Below are 17,113 nucleotides of genomic sequence, written 5' to 3'. Positions count from 1 at the left end.
AAGCGTGCCAATCCGCGTGAGTCCGAAGCGTAGGCCGGATGAATACACATCAAGCCCTTAAGCTGGAGGTCAGGAGCCTGAGGGCACTCGACAACGTGGCTGGAGATCGCCTCATGACCGGAAAGTGGAACGGCGCGTCGATGCCATACGTCGCCCCTCAAGCGCCAGGGGCGGCAGACGCCTGGACACAGGAGTCCGCAGGCCGGGGAGGGCAGCAGCTCACAGAGGTCGGCGAAACCTCCCCTCCCGAAGAGGTGCAGGCCGCCCTTCGGCTGGCCAAGGGCGAACTCGCGATCGTGCGCCGCCGTGAGATTCGACTGGACGGGAACGTCATCGAGCTCGCCGACTCCTACTACCCGAAGTCCCTCGCGGCCGGGACGCCGCTCGCGGAGACCAAGAAGATCCGAGGAGGCGCGCCGACTCTCCTGGCGTCACTCGGCTTCCGCGCCGGCCGCGTCATCGAAGCCGTTGAGGCGCGAGCGGCTACCCCTGATGAGGCGGAACGCTTCACCACGACGATGGGAGCCCCCGTGCTCACACTGCTGCGCACAAACCTGACCAGCACAGGCGAGCCCTACGAAGCCATGGTCATGGTGATGAAGACCCCGAGAGTTCTGCGATACGAAATGGAGGTCGATTGATGGCTGAGCACGTGGACAGGAGGCCCCTCGCCGAGCGGATCGCCGCCGGCCTCCGGGCGCGAATCATGGCGGGCGACCTGCCACCCGGTGAGCAGCTCGGCACGAACGCCGAGCTGCGACAGCAGTTCAAAACCTCCAACGTCACGATCCAGCGGGCGTTGGCCATCCTCAAGGACGAGCGCCTCCTTGAAGGGAAGAACGGCGTGGGGGTGTACGTCCGGGAGCGGCTGCCCCAGATCATCACTCCCGCCTCCTACGCCGCTGCGGTCGGATCGGGCCAGCCCTACAGCTGGATCACCCAGGCCCAGGAACGTGGACAGCGCGGCAGCAACAAGGTCATCTCCGTGGCGGAGGTCACCCCTCCAGCCAGGGTGGCGGCAGCGCTGGGCTCCGGCAGCGGGGAACCGGCCGTTCTGCGGGTCCGCCTCGGGCTTCTCAACGACGAACCGGCAGAGCTCGTGCACTCGTACTACCCGGCAGAACTGGCGCGAGGAACCCGTCTCGCTGACCGCCGCAAGATCCCGGGCGGCTCGCCGACATTGCTCGCCGACATGGGCTACCCGCCGCGCGAGCAGGTCGACGAGGTCGCCGCCCGCACTGCAACGACCGAGGAGTACGAGCTGCTGGAGATCCCCGGCGACACTCCGGTCCTGGAGATCTTCCGCGTGGTCTACAGCGACGACCGCCGTCCGATCGAGGTGACCGTCCTGGTGAAGCCCGGCCATCTCTACAAGATGGGCTACCACCTGAGCATCTAGCCGGTCCGAACGAGGGCCCCCAACGGACGCCGTTGGGGGCCTTGTTGCGTCCACCCACGCGAGAGCTTGATACCAATGCGTATATGCCTTACGGTCAAAACATGCCCCGATCCTCACCGGATCGACGTCGGGCATCGCCGTGCCGAGAGGGCAACATGACGGACGAGAAAGCCCCCGAGCGCACCGCGCTCTACCGCCTCCGAGATTCCGAAGGCCGGCTGCTCTACATCGGGATCTCCAACAATCCGGAAGCGCGCTGGGCCCGGCACAAGATGCTCCGCGACTGGTGGCCCCGTGTCGCCACGAAGGAGGCCGAGTGGTTCCCCAGTCGCGAGTCGGCCGAAGCGGCCGAAGAGGACGCGATCCGGGGAGAAGCCCCCAGGTTCAACGGGACGCACAACTACCCGCTCGCTCCCTTCGACCCCACAGCTTGGCCGCAGTTGCCCGGTCGGGGCGGAAGGGTCGAAGCACTGGCCGAACTCATACGGCAGGAGATCGACTCGGGTCGATGGCCCGCAGGATCGAAGATCCCCACATGCCGGACGCTCGGCAAGGCCACCGGTGCAGGCAAGACCGTCGCGACCCTCGCGATTCGCCTTCTCCAGAGGGAAGACAGGTTGGAGCTGCTGCACGGGTTCGGGCTGTTCGTGGTCGACAGAGACGCGCGACTGCGACCGCACAGCTGCCGCAATTCCGCCGCGTGACCTTCGCCTCGCCTTGCAGGCGACGCAAGCCGCTTGCACCCCCAACGAGTTTCGGCTACTTCCCAGCATCATTCCGCCTGCTCAGCGCCCCAAACGCAATGAGTAAGTCGCCCGACAGGAAGAGGGTCTTCCTGGTCAACGGGCCTCGGGTCGGGAAGGCTGATCGTCGGGGCGGCACTTGGGAACAGGCGGCGAGTTTCGGCCAGGATTCCTATCCGACTTTCGAACGATCAAAGTGCACACCGTTACCAAAACAGGCAACGCAGGCGCCTTCCCGTACTTGGGAAACCGGAAGGTCAGGGACGGGCAATGACACATAAAACTTGACCTGACCTGCGAACAAGGTGATGTGGTGTTATCCGTCGCGCCCTGTTTGCGCGGGCTGGAACGTGCGCTCGCCACCGAGAGTCCCGCTTGTCTCGTTCTAGTCTGATCATCTTGCCGGTCTCATCACCCGGCGCTCGCAGTACCCCGGGGTCTCATCACCCCCGGACAGCAGGAAGGCCCAGGCGTATCGAGCGCCTGGGCCGTGACCAGCCGCATCACCAGCTGGTCGGTGAGTTCCATTCCCTAGCAGGAAGAAGGTCTCGTCATGAGCGTATCGGACACCGTCAAGTTTTATGTGTCAGCCGATCTGCCCCTCGGCTCCCCCGCCACGGCCCCGGTGCTGTCGGCGCCGCTCCCCCACCAGTCGCCGGCCCCGTCCGTCCCGAACCTCCGCCCGGCGCTGGTGAACGGTGTCCGCGTATGGCTGGAGTGCCCCGCGTGGTGCGTCGAGGACCATGTCGCGGCGAATGAGCGTCACCTCGCCGATGTGGATCACAGCGGTTCGATGGTGGACGTGACGATGACGGATGTGGACGGTGTCCCGCAGCTGCTGGGTTGGGTCCGGTTGAGTGCGGAACCGGGAAGTTCCCGTCCGGAGTTGCGGCGCCCGCACCTGCTGGTGGAGGACGGTGACGGGTTCACCGCGATGGTGGCTCTGGAGGACGCGGGCGGGTTCGCGGACAGTCTGGCGGCGGCGGCGGAGCGGGTGCGTGCGATGGTGCGCGCCGCGGGCTGATCTGCCCCTGCGGTACCGGCCGGGCGGCGTTGCTGCCCGGCCTTTCCCTGATCTGCGGTAGCGCGAGGAGTGGTGTGTTCATGCAGGGGCGTGGTGTGGGCGCGTGAAGGTGATTCGGACGATGCCGGCGGACGGTTGGGTGCCGGTGGGGAATGTGACGGCGCAGCAGCGGCGGTTGTCGTGGCGGGCGAAGGGTCTGTTGCTGGATCTGTTGAGCTTCCCGGATGGGTTCAGTGTCACGTTCGACGGGTTGATGCAGCAGGCGAAGCGGGCTGGCGACCCGGATGTTGAGGGCCGGGATGCGATGCGTCGGGCGATGCAGGAGTTGGAGCGGAAGGGTTATCTGGCTCATCGGCGGGTGCGGGTTGAGAATCCTGCGCCTGGCGCGCAGCGGTGGCGAACGGAAACGGCGGTGTGTGATGTGCCGATGTTCGCCACAGATCCTGGAGGTACGGGTTTTCAGGACCTCCAGGGTTCAGTACCTCCAGACTTCAGTAGTCCCGAAGACCCGGAGGTCTTTAACAACACGGGTTCTTACAAGAAGAACCAGCAGCAAGAGGAAGCGGAACAATCTTCCTCCGCACTCGCTGGCGCTCGCGCGGGCCAGCCGGCAGGCCGGCTTGACGCGTTGTACGAGGCGGCGGAGCAGCTGGATGACGGGAGGCTGCGGCGACTGCTGTTGCAGTTCGAGCGGAAGCGGCCACGGATCTACCGGGAGCAGCGCCAGAAGACGCTCTCGCAGCTCGGTAAGGAGGCCCCGGAGGATCTGCACTCGGTGCGCGCCGTGGACCTCCTGAGCTTCAAGTACGCCCTTCAGCACTACGCGAGCGACGGGAAACCGGTGCCGCACTGGCTGGCACGGTTCCCTCGATGAACAACCCAACGACGATGGAGGTATCTGATGAATCTGGCGCCAGGTAGCGTCACTGCCCTTGCTGCCGCCCAGCCGGGGTGGACTGTCACGATCGAGTGGTCGGGTGACAAGCATCCAGACGAGCACTATCCGATCGTCGCGTGGGCGGCGGCCACGATGGAGAGCGACAAGAACGGACTGTGCGCGACTCGAATGGAGTCGGTCTTCTTCCACTCCGAGGCTGGCACCGTGTATACCGAGTCCGACTATCAGAGTGATATGCGGATTGCGTCGTTTGGCCGGGCGCGGCTGTCGTTCACGCTCAACCCACCCGGCATGGTGCCGGGCGCCTCACAGACACCCCCTGGTGGGCACTGACGCGGTCGTGGACGGGTGGATGCAGCTCTCCCGCCAGTTGGGCGCTCAGAGGCCGTACACGGACACGTGGCGGCGTCTGGACGAGGAAGCCGCATCAGGGGTCGCGCCGGCCGGGGCGGAGTCGGTCGCCCACTGCGGTGGGTGCGACGCGGTCACCCGGCGGCGGGACGACGGGGCGGTGTGCACGAGGTGCCACCCGGTGATGCAGTTCTGACGGGCGCCCCGGCCGTGCGCGGGGCGCCGGGGCCTCATTTACTTCCGTTGATCTTGTCGAGAAGGATCACGTGTACGACGGCGGTCAGCATGAGGAGCCACACGCCGGCGGCGAACCATCCGTTGACGTCGGGCTGGATCACGGCGAACGCGGCCACGGTGCCGCTGGCCGCCATGTAGGCGATGGTGATGGGCCAGGCAACAACTCCTCGGATCGCGGCAACGAGGAACGGTAGGAACGCGAGCACGAACATGCTGATGAGGGGGACGACGGCCCACGCCCAGCGTTGCCAGGGGCGGGTGAACATGCGGGGGCGGGGTGCTGCGGCGGTGATGTACGGGTTGGGCGTTGTCATGGGGGCAGCATGCCGGTGGGGGACTGTCTGGAGGGCGGGTTGGGTGAATCTCCGTTCGCCCGTAACCGGCTTGCCGTTGCTCCGTTGTCCCGGCATGGACTTCCCCACTGCGTCGCATCCGTCGGATCCGCGCCTGCCGCTGCTGACGTTGGAGGAGGCGCGTGCTGCGGTCCGTCTGCTGATGCATCTGGCGGACGACTCGGTGGAGGGTCGGGAGGCTGCGGAGTTGGCGGGGGTGCTGGGGATGCGGTTGCCGGCGGCCTCCACAGCCTGACAGGCGCCCGAAGCGCCGGCGGTGCCCATCGCCTCAATGCCACTGCCAGACGGCAGCAAGCGGCCCAACCCGGGGGACCATCCGGGGCGGGCCGCTTTCAGTTCCAGGGTCAGTCGTTCACCGTGTCGGTCCGCGCCCCCTGCCCCGGCGCTGCGGCGCGGGCGGCCTTCACGTCAGCGGCCCGGTACCGGGCCTGAGGGCGCCCGCTATCGGGGTGCTCCACCATGTCGTGCCGCGCGACACCCCACCGCGACAGGGTTTTCCGGGCCGTGCCCGCCGCCGAGGCACCCTTGTAGTCGAGGTGGTCGGCGACTTGGTCGATGGCCCACAGCTCGTGGCGGTCCACGATGGTGCTGATGTCGATGCCCGCGATGACCGCAGGGATGTCGATGTTGCCGTCCTCGTCAACCGGGTAGCCGTCGAACTCCCTGTCGGCCTCGTAGTACGGGCCGAGGAACTCCTTGCCGCTCAGACCGACTCCGTTGGGGAGGGCGGCGTCGATGGCGTCGCGGTACTCGGTCTCGATGGCGGTCAGGTCGAAGTCGGCGTAGTCGTCACCGACCGCGTTGAGGATGGTGTAGGCGGGGCTGTCCTCGCCGGCGTGGTTGAGCCAGGTGCCATAGGACGTGGTGACCGACATGGGTGCTCCAGGGGTGCGGTGCGGGTGGATGGTGTGCGGGTCTCAGTACTCGCCCTTGAGCGACGTGATGTAGCGGGACGCCTGCGCCTTGGACAGCTCCTCGATGCCCGCCGCGGTGGTCGGGTAGCCGAAGACGAAGCCGCCGCCCGGGTGTTCGATCAGCAGGTTCAGGATGTAGGCGACCTGACGCGGGGTGGCCAGGTCGCCCTTGGCCTTGCGGAGGTCGGCGAGCTGGCTTTCGCGGGCTTCGAGGACGGCGGTTTCGGCGGCGGCGATGGCGGCCCGCTCGGCCTTGTCCTGGATGCGCTGGGCGGTTCCGGCGGCGTGCTCGTTGGCCCGGCGTGCGAGGTCGCGGGCCTGGTTGGTGTTCGCCATGTTGATCGTGGTGAACGTGCGGAGAGGGGCGGGGTCGTTCGCCGGGGCGCCGGTGAGGGACCACTGGGGCTGCGCGCCCTGGACGGTGCGCTCGATGTGGTAGCAGGTGGGGGTGAGCTCGTAGAACTCGCGGTGGAGTTCGGCGGTGGCCCGGTCGGTGAACTCGGCGTGGCGAGTGCGCCACTCGATGCCATCGCCGGTGTAGATCACGCGGTAGACGGTGACCTCGCGCCGGTACTGGATGGTGGTGGCTTCCTCGATGCGGTACTTGGGCTGCTCGGTCACGGGCTTCCTCCAGGTGCCGATGGTGATGCGGTGGGCGAGGGAGGCGGTGTCGATGATCCAGCGGCCGGCGGTCTTGGTGGCGGCGATGACTCCGTTGCGGGCCCAGGTGCGGATGGTGGCTACGGTGACGTTGGCCTGGCGTGCGGCGGCGGTGGTGTTCATCGGGTTCCCCTTGTCCCTTGCGATGCCCTAACTATGCCTCACGTGAGTCAAAGTGCGCAAGGGGAGAAAGCACCCGAATTCCAGTACGACACCCAGAGCCCACCAACGACGTGAGCCCCGCCCCCGATCACGCAGGGACGAGGCTCACGGAACCCAGAAAAGCTACCTCCGCTCGCGCGGAGAAAGGCCAAACACTGCTTCGCAGTCGTCCGCCTGCCTCGGGTCACCTCCGCTCGCGCGGAGAACGCACCACCTGAAGCGGCACACAGAGAACGCTAGCGCACACCCCTGACAACCGCCCGACTTTCGCCAGATAAGGGCCGCCGATTCACGCCTGCGGGCCGGCGACGCCCCATCCGAGGTCGTCGTATCCCCAGCCGAGGTCTATGCCCCAGCCGACGTCGCGGGTGGTGGGCTGCATGTGCGCGGTGATCGTCATGCGCGTGATCCTGCCACGGGAACACGCTCGCGACCCCTGCCCGGTTGGGTGGGGGCCGCGGTGCTGTGCGGGGTCAGGCGGCCGGCTGGCCGAGGTGCCGGTCGATCGCGTCCCGTAGCTCCCTGAGCGCTTCGGTGCTGAGTCCCAGATCCACCGACCACACCTGCGTGTCGACGTAGTCCACCTCCGGAAAATGGACGGTCACGCCTTCATCGTCGTCGGGGTGATTCGGGACGATGCGGATGCCCTGCTGCTCGGGCGGGTTGCTCATGCTGCCTCCTTCGTGGGGAACGTCTCGTACAGGGCGGTGAGGGTCGGGCAGGGCCAGCGGGTTGCGCGCCCGGTACAGCGGGTGCCGTTCCAGCCGGAGCACTCTGCGCAGGCTGCGATGTTGCCGTGTTGGACTGGGTGGTGGATGGCGACCAGGCGGTTTCGGAGGCGGCGAACTCGGTTGCCCCAGGCCGCCCCAACGCCGGTGCGGCGGACCGCCAGCCGTTCAATGCCCGCTCGGAGCCGGTCGACTTCCTCAGGGCGGAGAGGGCCGCGGTAGGCCCGGTCGGCAAGGTTGCGAAGTTGGGCGATGGTCGGCTTCTGCGCGCGGATCACAGGTATCTCCCGGTGGGCACGGTCCGGATGCGGCGTCGTTGGCGGTCGTGGTCGATGGGCAGGGTGCGCCGGGATGCGGGCCGCCCGTAGTCGGCGGGGATGCGCCGCATCCGTTTCACGGGCCGGGTCGCCGCAAGTTCGGCGCCCGACCACAACGGGGGCTGGCCGGTCATTCGCTGGCCTCTCGTATGCGTTCCGCGCATGCGATCGGGTCAGCGCACTGCGGTTGCTCGTCCCACCAGGTTGGGGTGCCTCGGGTCGGCTTTCTGCACCACTGACAGATCGGGGTTGGTTGCCCGCTCACCGGCTTGCCTCCCTTCGGGTGCGGAGACTGCCGTCCGCGTTGAGGTGCCCGTCGGCAGCGGCGAGCATCAGCAGCGCCCGCTCCACGACGGTGGCGGGCATCTGGCCGCGGTAGCAGCGGCGGAGGATCGCAGCGGACCGGTCGGTGACGGCGAGGCGCAGCGGGCGGGGAAGGGGCATCGGGGCTCCAGGTCGGTCGGGGCCGACCGGGACAGTGAAGTCCCGGCCGGCGGGGGTCAGATGGTGGCGACGACGCCCAATTTGAACGCTCCGCGCTCCGCCGCCTTGTTGGCTCTCGCCTCGTCCAGATCGGTCAGCTGATACCCGTGGATCTCGGCGAGCGCCTGGACAACCTCCAGCACATCGGCGAGTTCTTCCAGGACCTCGCCGGGGGTTGCTGCCGCCACCTCAGCGGCTTCCTCGATGAGTTTGTCGCGCAACAGGCCACACATTTCCTGGCCGTCGGCGTACCGGATGGTCAGCTGCTGCCCTCTACTCGCGGCAATCTCGGGAATTCGGTCTCTGATCAGCTTGGTGATCGTGCTGGTGGTGAATGTGGACATCGGGTGCTCCTTGGTGGTCGATGCCGGCCGGGACGGTGGCGGTGACACGTCCCGGCCGACGGGTCTGCTGGGGCTACAGGCGGCGGAGGTGTGCGCAGCGGGCGCAGACCGGCGACGCGCACAGGTCCGCGCGCTCCGGCTGCGAGTGCCCGGTCGATCTACCGCGCGGTGTTCGCGGTCTCCTGCTCGTGCGCGGCCAGGTGCTCGGCAGCCTGCGCCTCCAACTCGGCCACGCGGCGCGTGAGATCCACCGCGCGCTCGTTCATCTCGCCCTGCACCTCCTCGTACCGTTCGAGGTCGTCGTACAGCGCGTCGAGCTGGTCGCTGGTGAGGTCGTCCAAGGCGACACGCGGTCCGGGTGTGGCGGTCTGACCGGAGCTGGTGGCGATGACGAGGCGGGTGTCGCAGAGGGCGAGGATGCGGTCGGCCCAGTCGAGTGTGAGGGTGGCGCGGCCGGTGAGCATGTGGCTCATGTGTTTGGTGGACAGCCCGAGCTGGCGGCCAGCCTCCGCCTGGCTGATGCCTGCCGCCTTGAGGGCGCCCTTGGTCTGGGTACGGAGGGCGTCCACTGAGGGGCGGTCAGTCATGTCGTCTCCTTCTCGGTGGTGTCCGGTTGGCACGTCTTCTCGTGTGCGGCCAGCAGTTCCTCTGGGATTTCCGGCCGCCACGCCCTACGGCACCGGTCGCACTCCCACACACGGCCGGCGGTGGTGATCGCGGCGAGGATCACGCGGTCTCGTCCGGGGTGCGCGTGTTGCGGATGCGGACGGGCGGCGCGGGCGGAGGCGGCGGGTTGTTGCGGTGCCGCCACGCGTCCCAGCCCTGTACGGGGTGGGTGAGTAGCCAGCCGATGTTCTCGACGGAGAGCACCGTCCACACCGCCCAGCGCCGCACCCGGGTCGGGCGGCGGGTTCCGTATCGCTGCCAGTTCGCCCAGTCCGAGGCGCGGTGGGCGGGGCGGTAGCGACCGAGCCCGTACCCGGCGGCCAGCGCGGTGGCGGCGATCAGGGCGGCCGTCACGGGGTCGGCTCCTCGGTCGCGGCGGGCTGGTGTGCGGAGCAGTGGTGCTTGCACCCGTAGCAGGGGCAGCGGCACGGGCTCGGGGTCACCTCGTAGCCGAGGCATGAGGCGTAGGCGGCGGCCACGTCGCTCGGGCATCCGCAGCCTGCGTTGTGGGTCTCGGGGGCGGGGCAGTCCTCGGCGTTCGTCCCGGCCGGGAGGTGTACGGCGCCCTCGGGCTGCTGCGCCGCGTCCTCACCGAGGAGCTGCCGGGCCACCGCGAGGGCGTGCTGGTCGGTCTGCTTCGCCACCCAGGCGTCACGCTCGGCAGCGTCGCCCGGGTCGGTCCAGACACCCGCCGCCCCGGTGACCGTCGCGTCGTGGGCGACGGCCGCCGCGTCCAGCCAGTCAGCCAGGGCGAGGCCGGTTGCCGGACCGAGGAGCGCCAGGTAAGCGTTGACGCGCTCCAGGCGTGCGGCGAAGGTCTCGATGAGGACAGACGGCGTCTCCTGGTCGTCCACTACGACGGGGCTACGGCTGCCGAGGGTGTGGCCCGTGGACCAGGTGGTGCGGCCGTCGTGGATCGCGGCAGTGGCCCGGTCGCGCAGCAGCGCGGCGGCGGCCCGGAGTGTGGCGGCGGGGGTGGTGGGCGTGGGCATCAGCGGGACTCCTCGGACACGGCGGGGGTTGTGGCGAGCGCGGCCTTGAGCGCGGTGATGTCGGCCCCGACCGTCCGGCCCCACGGGGTGATGTCGGTGTCGTAGAGCACGTCACTGAAACCCACGGCATGGGCGGCCAGACGGTCGACAAGCCGCCGGACAGCGGCCAACTCGGCGGTCAGCTCGGCCACCCGCCCCTCCGCTTGCTGCCGGGCCTGGTGCGGGGTGAGCCGACCGACGCGCTGGAGCGTGAAGGCGTACTGCTGGGGCTCCTCGGCGACCTTCACGACCATCTCGATGGGCGTCTCGGTGTAGTTCGGAGCGTCACCGAGCATGGCCCGCGCGGCACCGACCCAGTGGGCGACCATGTCGCGCGCAGGCTGGAGCTCCATCGTCATGCCGTTGCGGAAGTCGGCTGCCTTCAGCCCGGTCTCGGCGATCTGCTGCTCGACCCACTGCTGCGCGGCGGCCTCGGCGAGGACCGCTTCGACCATCGGGCGGAGGACCGGGGCCGGGTCGTCGGGCAGCGCGGTGGTGACGGCGGAGCAGCGGTCGTCCAGGACGTCGGCCGCGAGGGCGACGAGTTCGGCGAGCGGGTCGGGTGTCTGGGTCACAGGGTGTCTCCGGGTTGGTGTGCCGGCCGGGTGATCGTGGCCGGGGCGGGGGGCGGTACGGTGGGAGGGCACCCGCCCCGGGTAAGAGCCGGGGCGGGTGTACTGCGTTGTCACGGGGCGTCGAGCGTGAGCTGCCCGGCGGACTCAACTGCGGCCCGGCGGGTTGCCGCTGCGGTCTCTCGGTGGTGGTCGCGGTCGTAGTGCAGGTGGCATCCCTGGCACATGGCCCGGAGGTTGGCCGGGTCGCAGTTCTCCGGGGTGTGGTCGAGGTGGGCCACGGTGAGAATCACGCGGGATCCGGTGCCGTATGCGAGCCCGCCGTGCAGGTTCGAACACCGACCGGTGTGCGTGCCGCGTCCGCACTCCCCGATGCACTCGCAGCGGCGTTCGGCCCGACCAAAGCGGATGCTCGCGGAGATGTCCGGCCAGTCCTTCGGGTATCGGTTGCGGTTCTCGGGGCGGATCGGCATCACAGGCTCCAGAGGGTGGGTTGCATCGGGCGGAGGGGTAGTTCGGTCTGCCCGGGGATCACGTCAACGGGAGGCTCTGTACGCCCGCGTGACGCCCCAGCAGACTCCCGGGGCTCCCGTACCCCACCCCGAGGGTTCCGGGCCCCTGAGGCACCCCCTGAGGCCCGTGCGGGCGCGCTCCCGCAGACGACCGGTCCCCCGGCACTGTCGGCATCCAACGCGCGCATCACGCCGCCTCCTGCTCGCCGTAGAAGCGGGCGTCCCGGTTCGTCGACCACACGTGGCCGCAGCCGGCGCACCGGTACAAGGCGCTGATCCGGTCGCCGCGGTCCTGTTCGACCATCGGGGCCACCTGCCGCTGCGGGCAGTTCGGGCAGTTGTCGGTCACCGGGACCTCCCTGCCAGCTGCCGGTACTGGGCGGGGAGATCGGTGTCGCAGTACCAGCGAAACGTCTGGTGCATGCCGTGGTCCTCGAAGACCTTCCACACGGCGGTGTCGGCGCAGGGGGGCCGACCGTCCTGGGTGCGGTGGAAGTTAGTGGTGCACTCGGCGTAGTCGCTGTAGTCAGGCAGCAACCAGCCGTCGGAGTGGTGGTCGACGCGGATCTTGGGCTTGGTGCGGTTCATGCGGCGATTCCTTCCTGGGTGGTGCTGGCGCGGCATTCGTTGCAGGGCTGGGGTGTTGGTCCGGTGGCGGCGGTGCCGCAGGGCCAGGCGCCGGGGCGCCGGATGTGGAAGCAGATCGGCTCTGGTTCGGCGGCCTGGCGGGGCCGGGGTGCCTTCGGGGTCAGGCCGGCGGCCATGAGGAGCAGGGCGGTTAAGTCGCCCTGTTCGCGGGCTTCGGTGATGTCCTCGATGGACGGCTCCCAGCTCACGGCTGTGCCATGTCCACGAAGCGGGCGTAGTGCCCTTGGAATGCGGTGGTGATGATGCAGGTCTGTCCGCCGCGGTGTTTGCCGACGATGAGGTCCGCCTCGCCAGCCCGCGGGGATTCCTTCTCGTAGGCGTCTTCACGGTGGAGCAGGATCACAATGTCGGCGTCCTGCTCGATCGCCCCGGACTCCCGGAGGTCGGACACCATCGGCTTCTTCTCGGTGCGCTGCTCCGGCCCGCGGTTCAGCTGGGCGAGGACGATGACGGTGATGCCGAATTCTTTGGCGAGGAGCTTAAGTCCGCGGGACAGGGCGGACACGGCGACCTGCCGGCTTTCGGCGGCGGGGGCCTGCATCAGCTGGAGGTAGTCGACGACGAGCAGGCGCAGGCCGGCGGTCCGGACGAGGTTGCGCACTCGGGCGCGAAGGGCGGGCAGCGACAGGAGTGCCTCGTCGCTGATGCGGAGGGGTGCTGCGGCCATCTTCTGGGCGGCGCGGGCCATCCGCTGGGTGGCGGAGGGGTCTTCTGCGACGATGCCGCGCTTCATGTGGTGAAGGGCGACCTGCGCTTCGGCGGCGACGATGCCGGTGCCGAGTTCGGCCTTGGACATTTCCAGGGACTCGAACAGCGACGGAATGTTGTTGGTGATCGCGGCGGCCCGGACGAAGCCGACACCGATGGTCGATTTACCCATGGCTGGCCGGGCGCCGACGACGACGAGTTGTCCGGGGGCCCAGCCGCCGTTGAGTACTTCGTCGAGGTCGATGAAGCCGGTGGGAATGCGGTCTTCGAGGGTGGGCGGGGTGATGGCCCGCTCAAGGATGTCGGGGAGGAGGTCTCCGATGAGGCTGGTGTCGTCCTGGACGGTGGCGCGGATGACTCCGTCGAGCTCGTTCTGGAGTGCGGCAACGTCCTGGTCGGGGTCGAACGCGGCGGATTTGCCGCGGAGGATGGCGTTGTGGCCGTGGGTGACTGTTCGGGCGGCGGCAGCTTTGAGGCTGATGCGGTCGGCGTACCAGCCTTCGGAGCCGGGCTGGGCGTAGTTGTACAGGTCGGTGAGCTGGATTTCGGTGAGCGGCACGGAGGCGATGCGGCCGTCGGCACGCCATGCCTGGAGTTGCCGGTCGACGGCGAGGTAGCGGATTTCGCCTTGCTTGAAGCTGTCGGCGAGGTGCTCGACGGCGAACCAGATCCACCGGTAGCGGTCGTCGGTGATGTCGGCAGGGTCGAAGCCGGTCATGGCGAGTTCGTCGACGATGGTGGGTCGGGCCATGGCGGTTGCGACGAGGATCCGTTCGGCTTCCGGGTCGCCGGGGAGCATGGTTCCGGTCGGCTGGTCACCGAGGGGGGCGTCCCACATGTCGGCGCTCATGCGGCAACTCCGCTCACGCGCCGGTCGTCGCCTTCGAGGAGGAGTACTCCGTCGCGGCACATCTCGCTGAGGCGTGATGCGACTCGGTCGCCGACGATGTGGCTGATCTGGTTGGGGAACACGTCGCAGGTGATGAGGACGGGCCGGCGGTTGATGTAGCGCTCGTCGAAGATCTCGTAGAGGCGTTCCTGGGTCCATCCGGTCGGTGAGACGCGGGCGGCGGCGAGGTCGTCGACGTACAGCAGATCGGCGTTCTGGAGGATGCGGGTCAGGGCTTTGGCGTCGTAGTCCCGGTTGTCGGGTCGGAGGGCGTCGAAGAGGGCGGTGGACCGCCAGGTTTCGATCGATGGCATGTTGCCGGTGCGGTCGACGGTGGTGGCCAGCCACTGCCGGGATGCCTGCCAGGCGGTGTGGGTTTTGCCGACTCCGATGGCGCCGGTGAGGAACAGGCTTGCGGGGGCGTCCTCGCGGCGTCGGGACCAGTCGTCGGACGCCGGGTGGATGTGGATCGATCCGCGGTAGATGGTGGGGGTGCGCTGGAGGTAGCTGTTGATGGCGTCTTCGCGGCGTTCGCGGAACACGGACTGCCGAGGGTTGGGGATGTCATCCGAACTGAAGGGCACTGCGCTTCTCCTCTTCGGTCATGTGGCTGGTGTCTCGGGGGGCGGTGGCGGGTCCGGCGGGACCGGACCTGCGCTGCTTGCTGAGCGCCTGGCGGCGGAGGGTTTCGTATTTGGCCCGGAGCTTGTTCGGGCTGAGGATGTGCGCCTGCCAGAAGTCGTCTGCGTGAGCCCAGTCGATGGCGTTGATGGCCTGCTCGACGCTGACTTCGTCGCGGTCCAGCAGCAGACGGATGTCGTTGCGCCACTTGTCGGTGACGACCTGCTTCTTGCCGCCACCCTTTTCGATCACGGCGGCGAGGTGTTCGCAGACCTGCTCGACGTCGGGTCGGGGTCCGGAGGTCTTCGGAGCCGCAGGCTTCGATTCGCCTCCTTTCCCTGCTCCCTGCTCCCTGCTCCCTGCTCCCTGCTCAGGGCGGAGAGTTTCCGGAGTCCTCGGGGAATCCTCCGGAGCCTCTCCGGAGTCCTCGGAAGGATTGAAAGAGCCCTGGTCAGCGGGTTCCTGGAGGTCTTCCGGGCGCGGGAAGCGGTCTTTTCGCGGGTGGCTGACCTTCTGGTGCTCGGCCCAGCCGGAAACGGCGACGAGAGGCTTTCCGGAGTAGTCGTAGAGAGTGACTAGCCGGGCCGCGTGAAGCCTCTGGAGATCCTCGCGAGTCCTCTGGAGGATGTCCGGAGCTTCTTCCAATGGCCACACGGCGGCCCGGATGAGGCGCGCGTCCGCCGGCCCTACGCCGTTGTCATCGACGTAGGTCCAGAGGCCGATGAAGGTCAACCGCGTCGACAAGGGCAGGTCGGCGATCGTCAGCGAAGTGAAGAACTCCGGCTTGATCGAGCGGATGCGGGCCATTGCGTCGTCTTCTTCCTGCGGTACGGATGGGTTGGGCGGGTGCGGTGTGGGGCCCGCGGTTGGATCAGGTGGGTGCGGGCCGGGGCCGGTTGGTCAGCTTCGGCGCCCAGCGCCCGTGATCACCACGGACGTTGGGTTTGCGTCCGCCTCTGACGTGCGCAAACCCTGTGTCTCGTCGTGCAGGTGAGAACTGGTGGAGTGCGCCTGCCGGTTGGGCCGCCGCGGCTGCTGTTGTGGTCGGGATCACGCGGCCACCGCCATGTCCCGCTCGCCGACGCCGTCATCCGCGCGGCAGCCGGCGTCGGCGAGCGGGACGGGTACGGCGTTGCCGACGATGAGGTGTTGCTGTCCGGCCCGGCCGTGGAAGCGGAGGTTGGGTCGGAATCCTTGGAGGGCGGCGGATTCGGCGATGGTGGGCCGGAGGTGGTGGATGCCGGTCCGGTCGGCCCAGAGCGGCGTGCCCATGACCTTGCGCATGGCTTGGCGGGTGCCGTTGCCGAAAGGTTCTGCGCCGCCGGTCGCGGTGCCGCCGCCGGTGACGGTGGGGGCAGGGCGTTGGGTGTAGCCCCAGCCGATGCCCTGTGCCATGGAGACGAGGGGTGGCTGCCCCAGCCCCCCGTGTGTCGGGGCGGGGAGGGTTACCTCGTGGGCGCGGGATGCGGCGAGGACGGCACGTGGCCGACGCTGCGGCAGTCCCTGGTCGGCGGCGTCGAGGATGCCGGTGGCGGTGCTGTATCCCCAGCGGCGGAGGATTTCCGCGTACTGCTCCCAGACGGGCAGGACGGACGGCACCTGCTCCATGCAGATCCATTCGGGCTGCAAGTCGTAGTGCCAGCGCATGGGTTCGGCGGTGAGGATGGACCGGTCATCGAGGCAGGCGGCGCCGATGGCGGCCCGGGTGTCTTTGCCGCGGGAGAGGTCTTCGATGGCCTGGTGGACGAGGGGCAGGTCTCGGAGGCCGAGCTTCTTGCCGCTTTTCCCGAAGCCGGGGCACGGCGGGCTGTCGATCTTGCCGGTGGTGCGGCCTTTGAAGGGCCAGGTGGGGTACTGGGTGACGTCGCACTGGATGGTGGGGTGGCCGGCGTTGATGCGGGTGTGGCAGGCGGCGTCGGCGAGTTCGAGGCCGAGGTCGGTGAGGTCGTGTGCGCGGAGGGCTTCGGACCAGCCGATGCCTGCGAAGCCGTGGACGATCATGCCGCCGCCTTGCTCGCGGCCCGGGTGTTCCGCCGGCGGAGGCGCCGCCGCTCGTCCTCGCTGAGCCCGCCCCAGACGCCGGTCTCTTCGTTGCTGTCGAGGGCCCACTGGAGGCACGTCTCCATGACGGGGCAGGTGTGGCAGACGGCCTTGGCTTCCTCGGTCTGGATCATGGCCGTCCCGGTGGTGCCGATCGGGAAGAACAGGTCGGGGTCTTCCTCGCGGCAGGCGGCGTGGTGGCGCCAGCTCGAGGTGAGGTTGGTGGTCACGGTTTCCCCCTGGCTGCTGGTGGTGGTGTGGGAGGCCGAGTGGGCCGTCATTGCTTGCCGTCCTGGAGCAGCTCGATGAGGTCGTCAAGCTGGGTTGAGCTGAGCTGCCGCATGAGTCCCTGAGCCAAGTCCTTGACGCCGCGATCGAGGCGAACAGAGCAGGGCTTCTTGGAGGCAGCTGGGCGCGGTGGCACGGGCTGACGCGGAGCGGGCTGACGTGGAACGTTCCGGATGTTGAAGGGCTTGCGGGTCGCGATGTAGTCCGCCGCCTTCTCAAACTCCGCCGCAGAGGGACTGCCGTAGGCGTTTCGGTGGTACTCCGCCGCCTTCTCGCGGAAGGGGAGGGAGGCAGGGCCCCAGACGACGGCCCGGTCGTGGCGGGACATGACCGAGTTGCAGCGGTCGCAGAGCAGTCCTCGGACGAACCAGGCGCCACCTCCGTGGAAGTGGTCGACGACAAGCATTCCGCGGGTGGTCTCGGCTTCAGGGGTGCGGCATATCTCGCAGCGCTCCTGAGCTCGGCGGCGCATGTCGTCGTACTGGTCGCAGGTGAGGTCGTAGTTCAGGAAGTGCACGCAGGTAT

The 17,113-nt window shown here is 68.6% G+C and carries 29 protein-coding genes; 8 read left to right on the top strand and 21 right to left on the bottom strand.

Going from position 1 to position 17,113, the window contains the following annotated elements; genetic code table 11:
• The first annotated feature begins 38 nt into the window (after positions 1 to 38).
• The 7 genes from ACFYPN_RS16005 (at position 39) to ACFYPN_RS15975 (ending at position 4,611) form a co-directional block, all read left to right on the top strand.
• On the top strand, positions 39 to 641 hold the full coding sequence (locus ACFYPN_RS16005) for a UTRA domain-containing protein (protein WP_389298674.1): 603 nt from the start codon (positions 39 to 41) through the stop codon (positions 639 to 641).
• Positions 641 to 1,399, top strand: coding sequence for a GntR family transcriptional regulator (locus ACFYPN_RS16000; RefSeq protein WP_389298672.1), 759 nt, complete (start codon positions 641 to 643; stop codon positions 1,397 to 1,399). Before ACFYPN_RS16005 ends, ACFYPN_RS16000 begins: the two co-directional genes overlap by 1 nt.
• A gap of 155 nt (positions 1,400 to 1,554) precedes the next feature.
• On the top strand, positions 1,555 to 2,103 hold the full coding sequence (locus tag ACFYPN_RS15995; RefSeq protein ID WP_389298670.1) for a GntR family transcriptional regulator: 549 nt from the start codon (positions 1,555 to 1,557) through the stop codon (positions 2,101 to 2,103).
• A 592-nt stretch (positions 2,104 to 2,695) separates the two neighbouring features.
• Positions 2,696 to 3,166 (top strand): DUF6907 domain-containing protein, encoded by a 471-nt coding sequence (locus tag ACFYPN_RS15990; RefSeq protein ID WP_389298668.1) that lies wholly within the window; start codon positions 2,696 to 2,698, stop codon positions 3,164 to 3,166.
• 103 nt (positions 3,167 to 3,269) lie between these two features.
• Entirely contained in the window at positions 3,270 to 4,040 is a 771-nt protein-coding gene (locus tag ACFYPN_RS15985) for a hypothetical protein (protein ID WP_389298667.1), read from the top strand.
• A 27-nt stretch (positions 4,041 to 4,067) separates the two neighbouring features.
• Positions 4,068 to 4,397, top strand: coding sequence for a hypothetical protein (locus ACFYPN_RS15980; RefSeq protein WP_389298665.1), 330 nt, complete (start codon positions 4,068 to 4,070; stop codon positions 4,395 to 4,397).
• Entirely contained in the window at positions 4,387 to 4,611 is a 225-nt protein-coding gene (locus ACFYPN_RS15975) for a hypothetical protein (protein ID WP_389298664.1), read from the top strand. The genes ACFYPN_RS15980 and ACFYPN_RS15975 overlap by 11 nt, the downstream gene beginning before the upstream one ends.
• 34 nt (positions 4,612 to 4,645) lie before the next feature.
• On the opposite strand, the gene ACFYPN_RS15970 is transcribed toward ACFYPN_RS15975, so the two are convergent.
• Positions 4,646 to 4,966 (bottom strand): hypothetical protein, encoded by a 321-nt coding sequence (locus ACFYPN_RS15970; RefSeq protein WP_389298662.1) that lies wholly within the window; start codon positions 4,964 to 4,966, stop codon positions 4,646 to 4,648.
• 94 nt (positions 4,967 to 5,060) lie between these two features.
• On the opposite strand from ACFYPN_RS15970, the gene ACFYPN_RS15965 reads away from it, so the two are divergent.
• A complete protein-coding gene (locus ACFYPN_RS15965; protein ID WP_389298660.1) occupies positions 5,061 to 5,240 on the top strand; it encodes a hypothetical protein in 180 nt (59 codons plus the stop codon).
• Between the two features lie 109 nt (positions 5,241 to 5,349).
• Here the strand turns inward: ACFYPN_RS15965 and ACFYPN_RS15960 are convergent, their stop codons facing one another.
• The 20 genes from ACFYPN_RS15960 to ACFYPN_RS15865 form a co-directional block, all read right to left on the bottom strand.
• Positions 5,350 to 5,880: a hypothetical protein gene (locus ACFYPN_RS15960; protein ID WP_389298658.1), complete on the bottom strand. Its 531-nt coding sequence runs from the start codon at positions 5,878 to 5,880 to the stop codon at positions 5,350 to 5,352.
• A gap of 42 nt (positions 5,881 to 5,922) precedes the next feature.
• Positions 5,923 to 6,702: a hypothetical protein gene (locus ACFYPN_RS15955; protein WP_389298656.1), complete on the bottom strand. Its 780-nt coding sequence runs from the start codon at positions 6,700 to 6,702 to the stop codon at positions 5,923 to 5,925.
• Between the two features lie 512 nt (positions 6,703 to 7,214).
• Positions 7,215 to 7,412: a type II toxin-antitoxin system HicB family antitoxin gene (locus tag ACFYPN_RS15950; RefSeq protein ID WP_389298654.1), complete on the bottom strand. Its 198-nt coding sequence runs from the start codon at positions 7,410 to 7,412 to the stop codon at positions 7,215 to 7,217.
• 331 nt (positions 7,413 to 7,743) lie between these two features.
• Entirely contained in the window at positions 7,744 to 7,920 is a 177-nt protein-coding gene (locus ACFYPN_RS15945; RefSeq protein ID WP_389298653.1) for a hypothetical protein, read from the bottom strand.
• 127 nt (positions 7,921 to 8,047) lie between these two features.
• Positions 8,048 to 8,230 carry a hypothetical protein gene (locus ACFYPN_RS15940; protein ID WP_389298651.1) on the bottom strand — a complete coding sequence of 61 codons (183 nt, stop codon included), beginning with the start codon at positions 8,228 to 8,230 and terminating at the stop codon, positions 8,048 to 8,050.
• Between the two features lie 56 nt (positions 8,231 to 8,286).
• The gene (locus ACFYPN_RS15935) at positions 8,287 to 8,613 is read right to left on the bottom strand and encodes a nucleoside triphosphate pyrophosphohydrolase (RefSeq protein ID WP_389298649.1); all 327 of its coding nucleotides are present in this window, start codon (positions 8,611 to 8,613) and stop codon (positions 8,287 to 8,289) included.
• A 158-nt stretch (positions 8,614 to 8,771) separates the two neighbouring features.
• On the bottom strand, positions 8,772 to 9,200 hold the full coding sequence (locus tag ACFYPN_RS15930; RefSeq protein ID WP_389298647.1) for a helix-turn-helix domain-containing protein: 429 nt from the start codon (positions 9,198 to 9,200) through the stop codon (positions 8,772 to 8,774).
• Between the two features lie 139 nt (positions 9,201 to 9,339).
• The gene (locus ACFYPN_RS15925) at positions 9,340 to 9,633 is read right to left on the bottom strand and encodes a hypothetical protein (RefSeq protein WP_389298645.1); all 294 of its coding nucleotides are present in this window, start codon (positions 9,631 to 9,633) and stop codon (positions 9,340 to 9,342) included.
• Positions 9,630 to 10,271: a hypothetical protein gene (locus ACFYPN_RS15920; RefSeq protein ID WP_389298643.1), complete on the bottom strand. Its 642-nt coding sequence runs from the start codon at positions 10,269 to 10,271 to the stop codon at positions 9,630 to 9,632. The genes ACFYPN_RS15925 and ACFYPN_RS15920 overlap by 4 nt, the downstream gene beginning before the upstream one ends.
• Positions 10,271 to 10,885, bottom strand: a complete 615-nt coding sequence (locus ACFYPN_RS15915) for a hypothetical protein (RefSeq protein ID WP_358761467.1) — start codon at positions 10,883 to 10,885, stop codon at positions 10,271 to 10,273. Before ACFYPN_RS15915 ends, ACFYPN_RS15920 begins: the two co-directional genes overlap by 1 nt.
• Positions 10,886 to 10,995: 110 nt before the next feature.
• Entirely contained in the window at positions 10,996 to 11,175 is a 180-nt protein-coding gene (locus ACFYPN_RS15910; protein WP_389298641.1) for a hypothetical protein, read from the bottom strand.
• Positions 11,176 to 11,581: 406 nt separating this feature from the next.
• Positions 11,582 to 11,743, bottom strand: coding sequence for a hypothetical protein (locus tag ACFYPN_RS15905; RefSeq protein WP_389298639.1), 162 nt, complete (start codon positions 11,741 to 11,743; stop codon positions 11,582 to 11,584).
• Positions 11,740 to 11,982, bottom strand: a complete 243-nt coding sequence (locus ACFYPN_RS15900) for a hypothetical protein (protein ID WP_389298637.1) — start codon at positions 11,980 to 11,982, stop codon at positions 11,740 to 11,742. Before ACFYPN_RS15900 ends, ACFYPN_RS15905 begins: the two co-directional genes overlap by 4 nt.
• A complete protein-coding gene (locus tag ACFYPN_RS15895; RefSeq protein ID WP_389298636.1) occupies positions 11,979 to 12,230 on the bottom strand; it encodes a hypothetical protein in 252 nt (83 codons plus the stop codon). The genes ACFYPN_RS15900 and ACFYPN_RS15895 overlap by 4 nt, the downstream gene beginning before the upstream one ends.
• A complete protein-coding gene (locus tag ACFYPN_RS15890) occupies positions 12,227 to 13,600 on the bottom strand; it encodes a replicative DNA helicase (protein ID WP_389298634.1) in 1,374 nt (457 codons plus the stop codon). Before ACFYPN_RS15890 ends, ACFYPN_RS15895 begins: the two co-directional genes overlap by 4 nt.
• Positions 13,597 to 14,223 carry a DnaA ATPase domain-containing protein gene (locus tag ACFYPN_RS15885; RefSeq protein ID WP_389298632.1) on the bottom strand — a complete coding sequence of 209 codons (627 nt, stop codon included), beginning with the start codon at positions 14,221 to 14,223 and terminating at the stop codon, positions 13,597 to 13,599. Before ACFYPN_RS15885 ends, ACFYPN_RS15890 begins: the two co-directional genes overlap by 4 nt.
• Positions 14,204 to 15,067 carry a hypothetical protein gene (locus ACFYPN_RS15880; protein ID WP_389298630.1) on the bottom strand — a complete coding sequence of 288 codons (864 nt, stop codon included), beginning with the start codon at positions 15,065 to 15,067 and terminating at the stop codon, positions 14,204 to 14,206. Before ACFYPN_RS15880 ends, ACFYPN_RS15885 begins: the two co-directional genes overlap by 20 nt.
• A gap of 243 nt (positions 15,068 to 15,310) precedes the next feature.
• Positions 15,311 to 16,261 carry a DNA cytosine methyltransferase gene (locus tag ACFYPN_RS15875; protein ID WP_389298628.1) on the bottom strand — a complete coding sequence of 317 codons (951 nt, stop codon included), beginning with the start codon at positions 16,259 to 16,261 and terminating at the stop codon, positions 15,311 to 15,313.
• On the bottom strand, positions 16,258 to 16,581 hold the full coding sequence (locus tag ACFYPN_RS15870; RefSeq protein ID WP_389298626.1) for a WhiB family transcriptional regulator: 324 nt from the start codon (positions 16,579 to 16,581) through the stop codon (positions 16,258 to 16,260). Before ACFYPN_RS15870 ends, ACFYPN_RS15875 begins: the two co-directional genes overlap by 4 nt.
• Positions 16,578 to 17,105, bottom strand: a complete 528-nt coding sequence (locus tag ACFYPN_RS15865) for an endonuclease domain-containing protein (protein WP_389298624.1) — start codon at positions 17,103 to 17,105, stop codon at positions 16,578 to 16,580. The genes ACFYPN_RS15870 and ACFYPN_RS15865 overlap by 4 nt, the downstream gene beginning before the upstream one ends.
• Positions 17,106 to 17,113 lie beyond the last annotated feature (8 nt).

The organism is Streptomyces sp. NPDC005576, from assembly GCF_042871745.1.
In the GTDB taxonomy this organism is placed as follows: Bacteria; Actinomycetota; Actinomycetes; order Streptomycetales; family Streptomycetaceae; genus Streptomyces.
The sequence above is the reverse complement of the archived record's forward strand: the minus strand, read 5'-3'. Positions and strand labels throughout refer to the sequence as shown.

What these genes read in the sequence shown, in the direction of transcription:
- ACFYPN_RS15980 (WP_389298665.1), top strand. Translation starts at nt 4,068, where the DNA reads ATGAATCTGGCGCCAGGTAGCGTCACTGCCCTTGCTGCCGCCCAGCCG.
- ACFYPN_RS16000 (WP_389298672.1), top strand. Translation starts at nt 641, where the DNA reads ATGGCTGAGCACGTGGACAGGAGGCCCCTCGCCGAGCGGATCGCCGCC.
- ACFYPN_RS15930 (WP_389298647.1), bottom strand. Translation starts at nt 9,200, where the DNA reads ATGACTGACCGCCCCTCAGTGGACGCCCTCCGTACCCAGACCAAGGGC.
- ACFYPN_RS15995 (WP_389298670.1), top strand. Translation starts at nt 1,555, where the DNA reads ATGACGGACGAGAAAGCCCCCGAGCGCACCGCGCTCTACCGCCTCCGA.
- ACFYPN_RS15890 (WP_389298634.1), bottom strand. Translation starts at nt 13,600, where the DNA reads ATGAGCGCCGACATGTGGGACGCCCCCCTCGGTGACCAGCCGACCGGA.
- ACFYPN_RS15965 (WP_389298660.1), top strand. Translation starts at nt 5,061, where the DNA reads ATGGACTTCCCCACTGCGTCGCATCCGTCGGATCCGCGCCTGCCGCTG.
- ACFYPN_RS15870 (WP_389298626.1), bottom strand. Translation starts at nt 16,581, where the DNA reads ATGACGGCCCACTCGGCCTCCCACACCACCACCAGCAGCCAGGGGGAA.
- ACFYPN_RS15875 (WP_389298628.1), bottom strand. Translation starts at nt 16,261, where the DNA reads ATGATCGTCCACGGCTTCGCAGGCATCGGCTGGTCCGAAGCCCTCCGC.
- ACFYPN_RS15990 (WP_389298668.1), top strand. Translation starts at nt 2,696, where the DNA reads ATGAGCGTATCGGACACCGTCAAGTTTTATGTGTCAGCCGATCTGCCC.
- ACFYPN_RS15950 (WP_389298654.1), bottom strand. Translation starts at nt 7,412, where the DNA reads ATGAGCAACCCGCCCGAGCAGCAGGGCATCCGCATCGTCCCGAATCAC.
- ACFYPN_RS16005 (WP_389298674.1), top strand. Translation starts at nt 39, where the DNA reads ATGAATACACATCAAGCCCTTAAGCTGGAGGTCAGGAGCCTGAGGGCA.
- ACFYPN_RS15920 (WP_389298643.1), bottom strand. Translation starts at nt 10,271, where the DNA reads ATGCCCACGCCCACCACCCCCGCCGCCACACTCCGGGCCGCCGCCGCG.
- ACFYPN_RS15940 (WP_389298651.1), bottom strand. Translation starts at nt 8,230, where the DNA reads ATGCCCCTTCCCCGCCCGCTGCGCCTCGCCGTCACCGACCGGTCCGCT.
- ACFYPN_RS15945 (WP_389298653.1), bottom strand. Translation starts at nt 7,920, where the DNA reads ATGACCGGCCAGCCCCCGTTGTGGTCGGGCGCCGAACTTGCGGCGACC.
- ACFYPN_RS15900 (WP_389298637.1), bottom strand. Translation starts at nt 11,982, where the DNA reads ATGAACCGCACCAAGCCCAAGATCCGCGTCGACCACCACTCCGACGGC.
- ACFYPN_RS15955 (WP_389298656.1), bottom strand. Translation starts at nt 6,702, where the DNA reads ATGAACACCACCGCCGCCGCACGCCAGGCCAACGTCACCGTAGCCACC.
- ACFYPN_RS15960 (WP_389298658.1), bottom strand. Translation starts at nt 5,880, where the DNA reads ATGTCGGTCACCACGTCCTATGGCACCTGGCTCAACCACGCCGGCGAG.
- ACFYPN_RS15935 (WP_389298649.1), bottom strand. Translation starts at nt 8,613, where the DNA reads ATGTCCACATTCACCACCAGCACGATCACCAAGCTGATCAGAGACCGA.
- ACFYPN_RS15970 (WP_389298662.1), bottom strand. Translation starts at nt 4,966, where the DNA reads ATGACAACGCCCAACCCGTACATCACCGCCGCAGCACCCCGCCCCCGC.
- ACFYPN_RS15880 (WP_389298630.1), bottom strand. Translation starts at nt 15,067, where the DNA reads ATGGCCCGCATCCGCTCGATCAAGCCGGAGTTCTTCACTTCGCTGACG.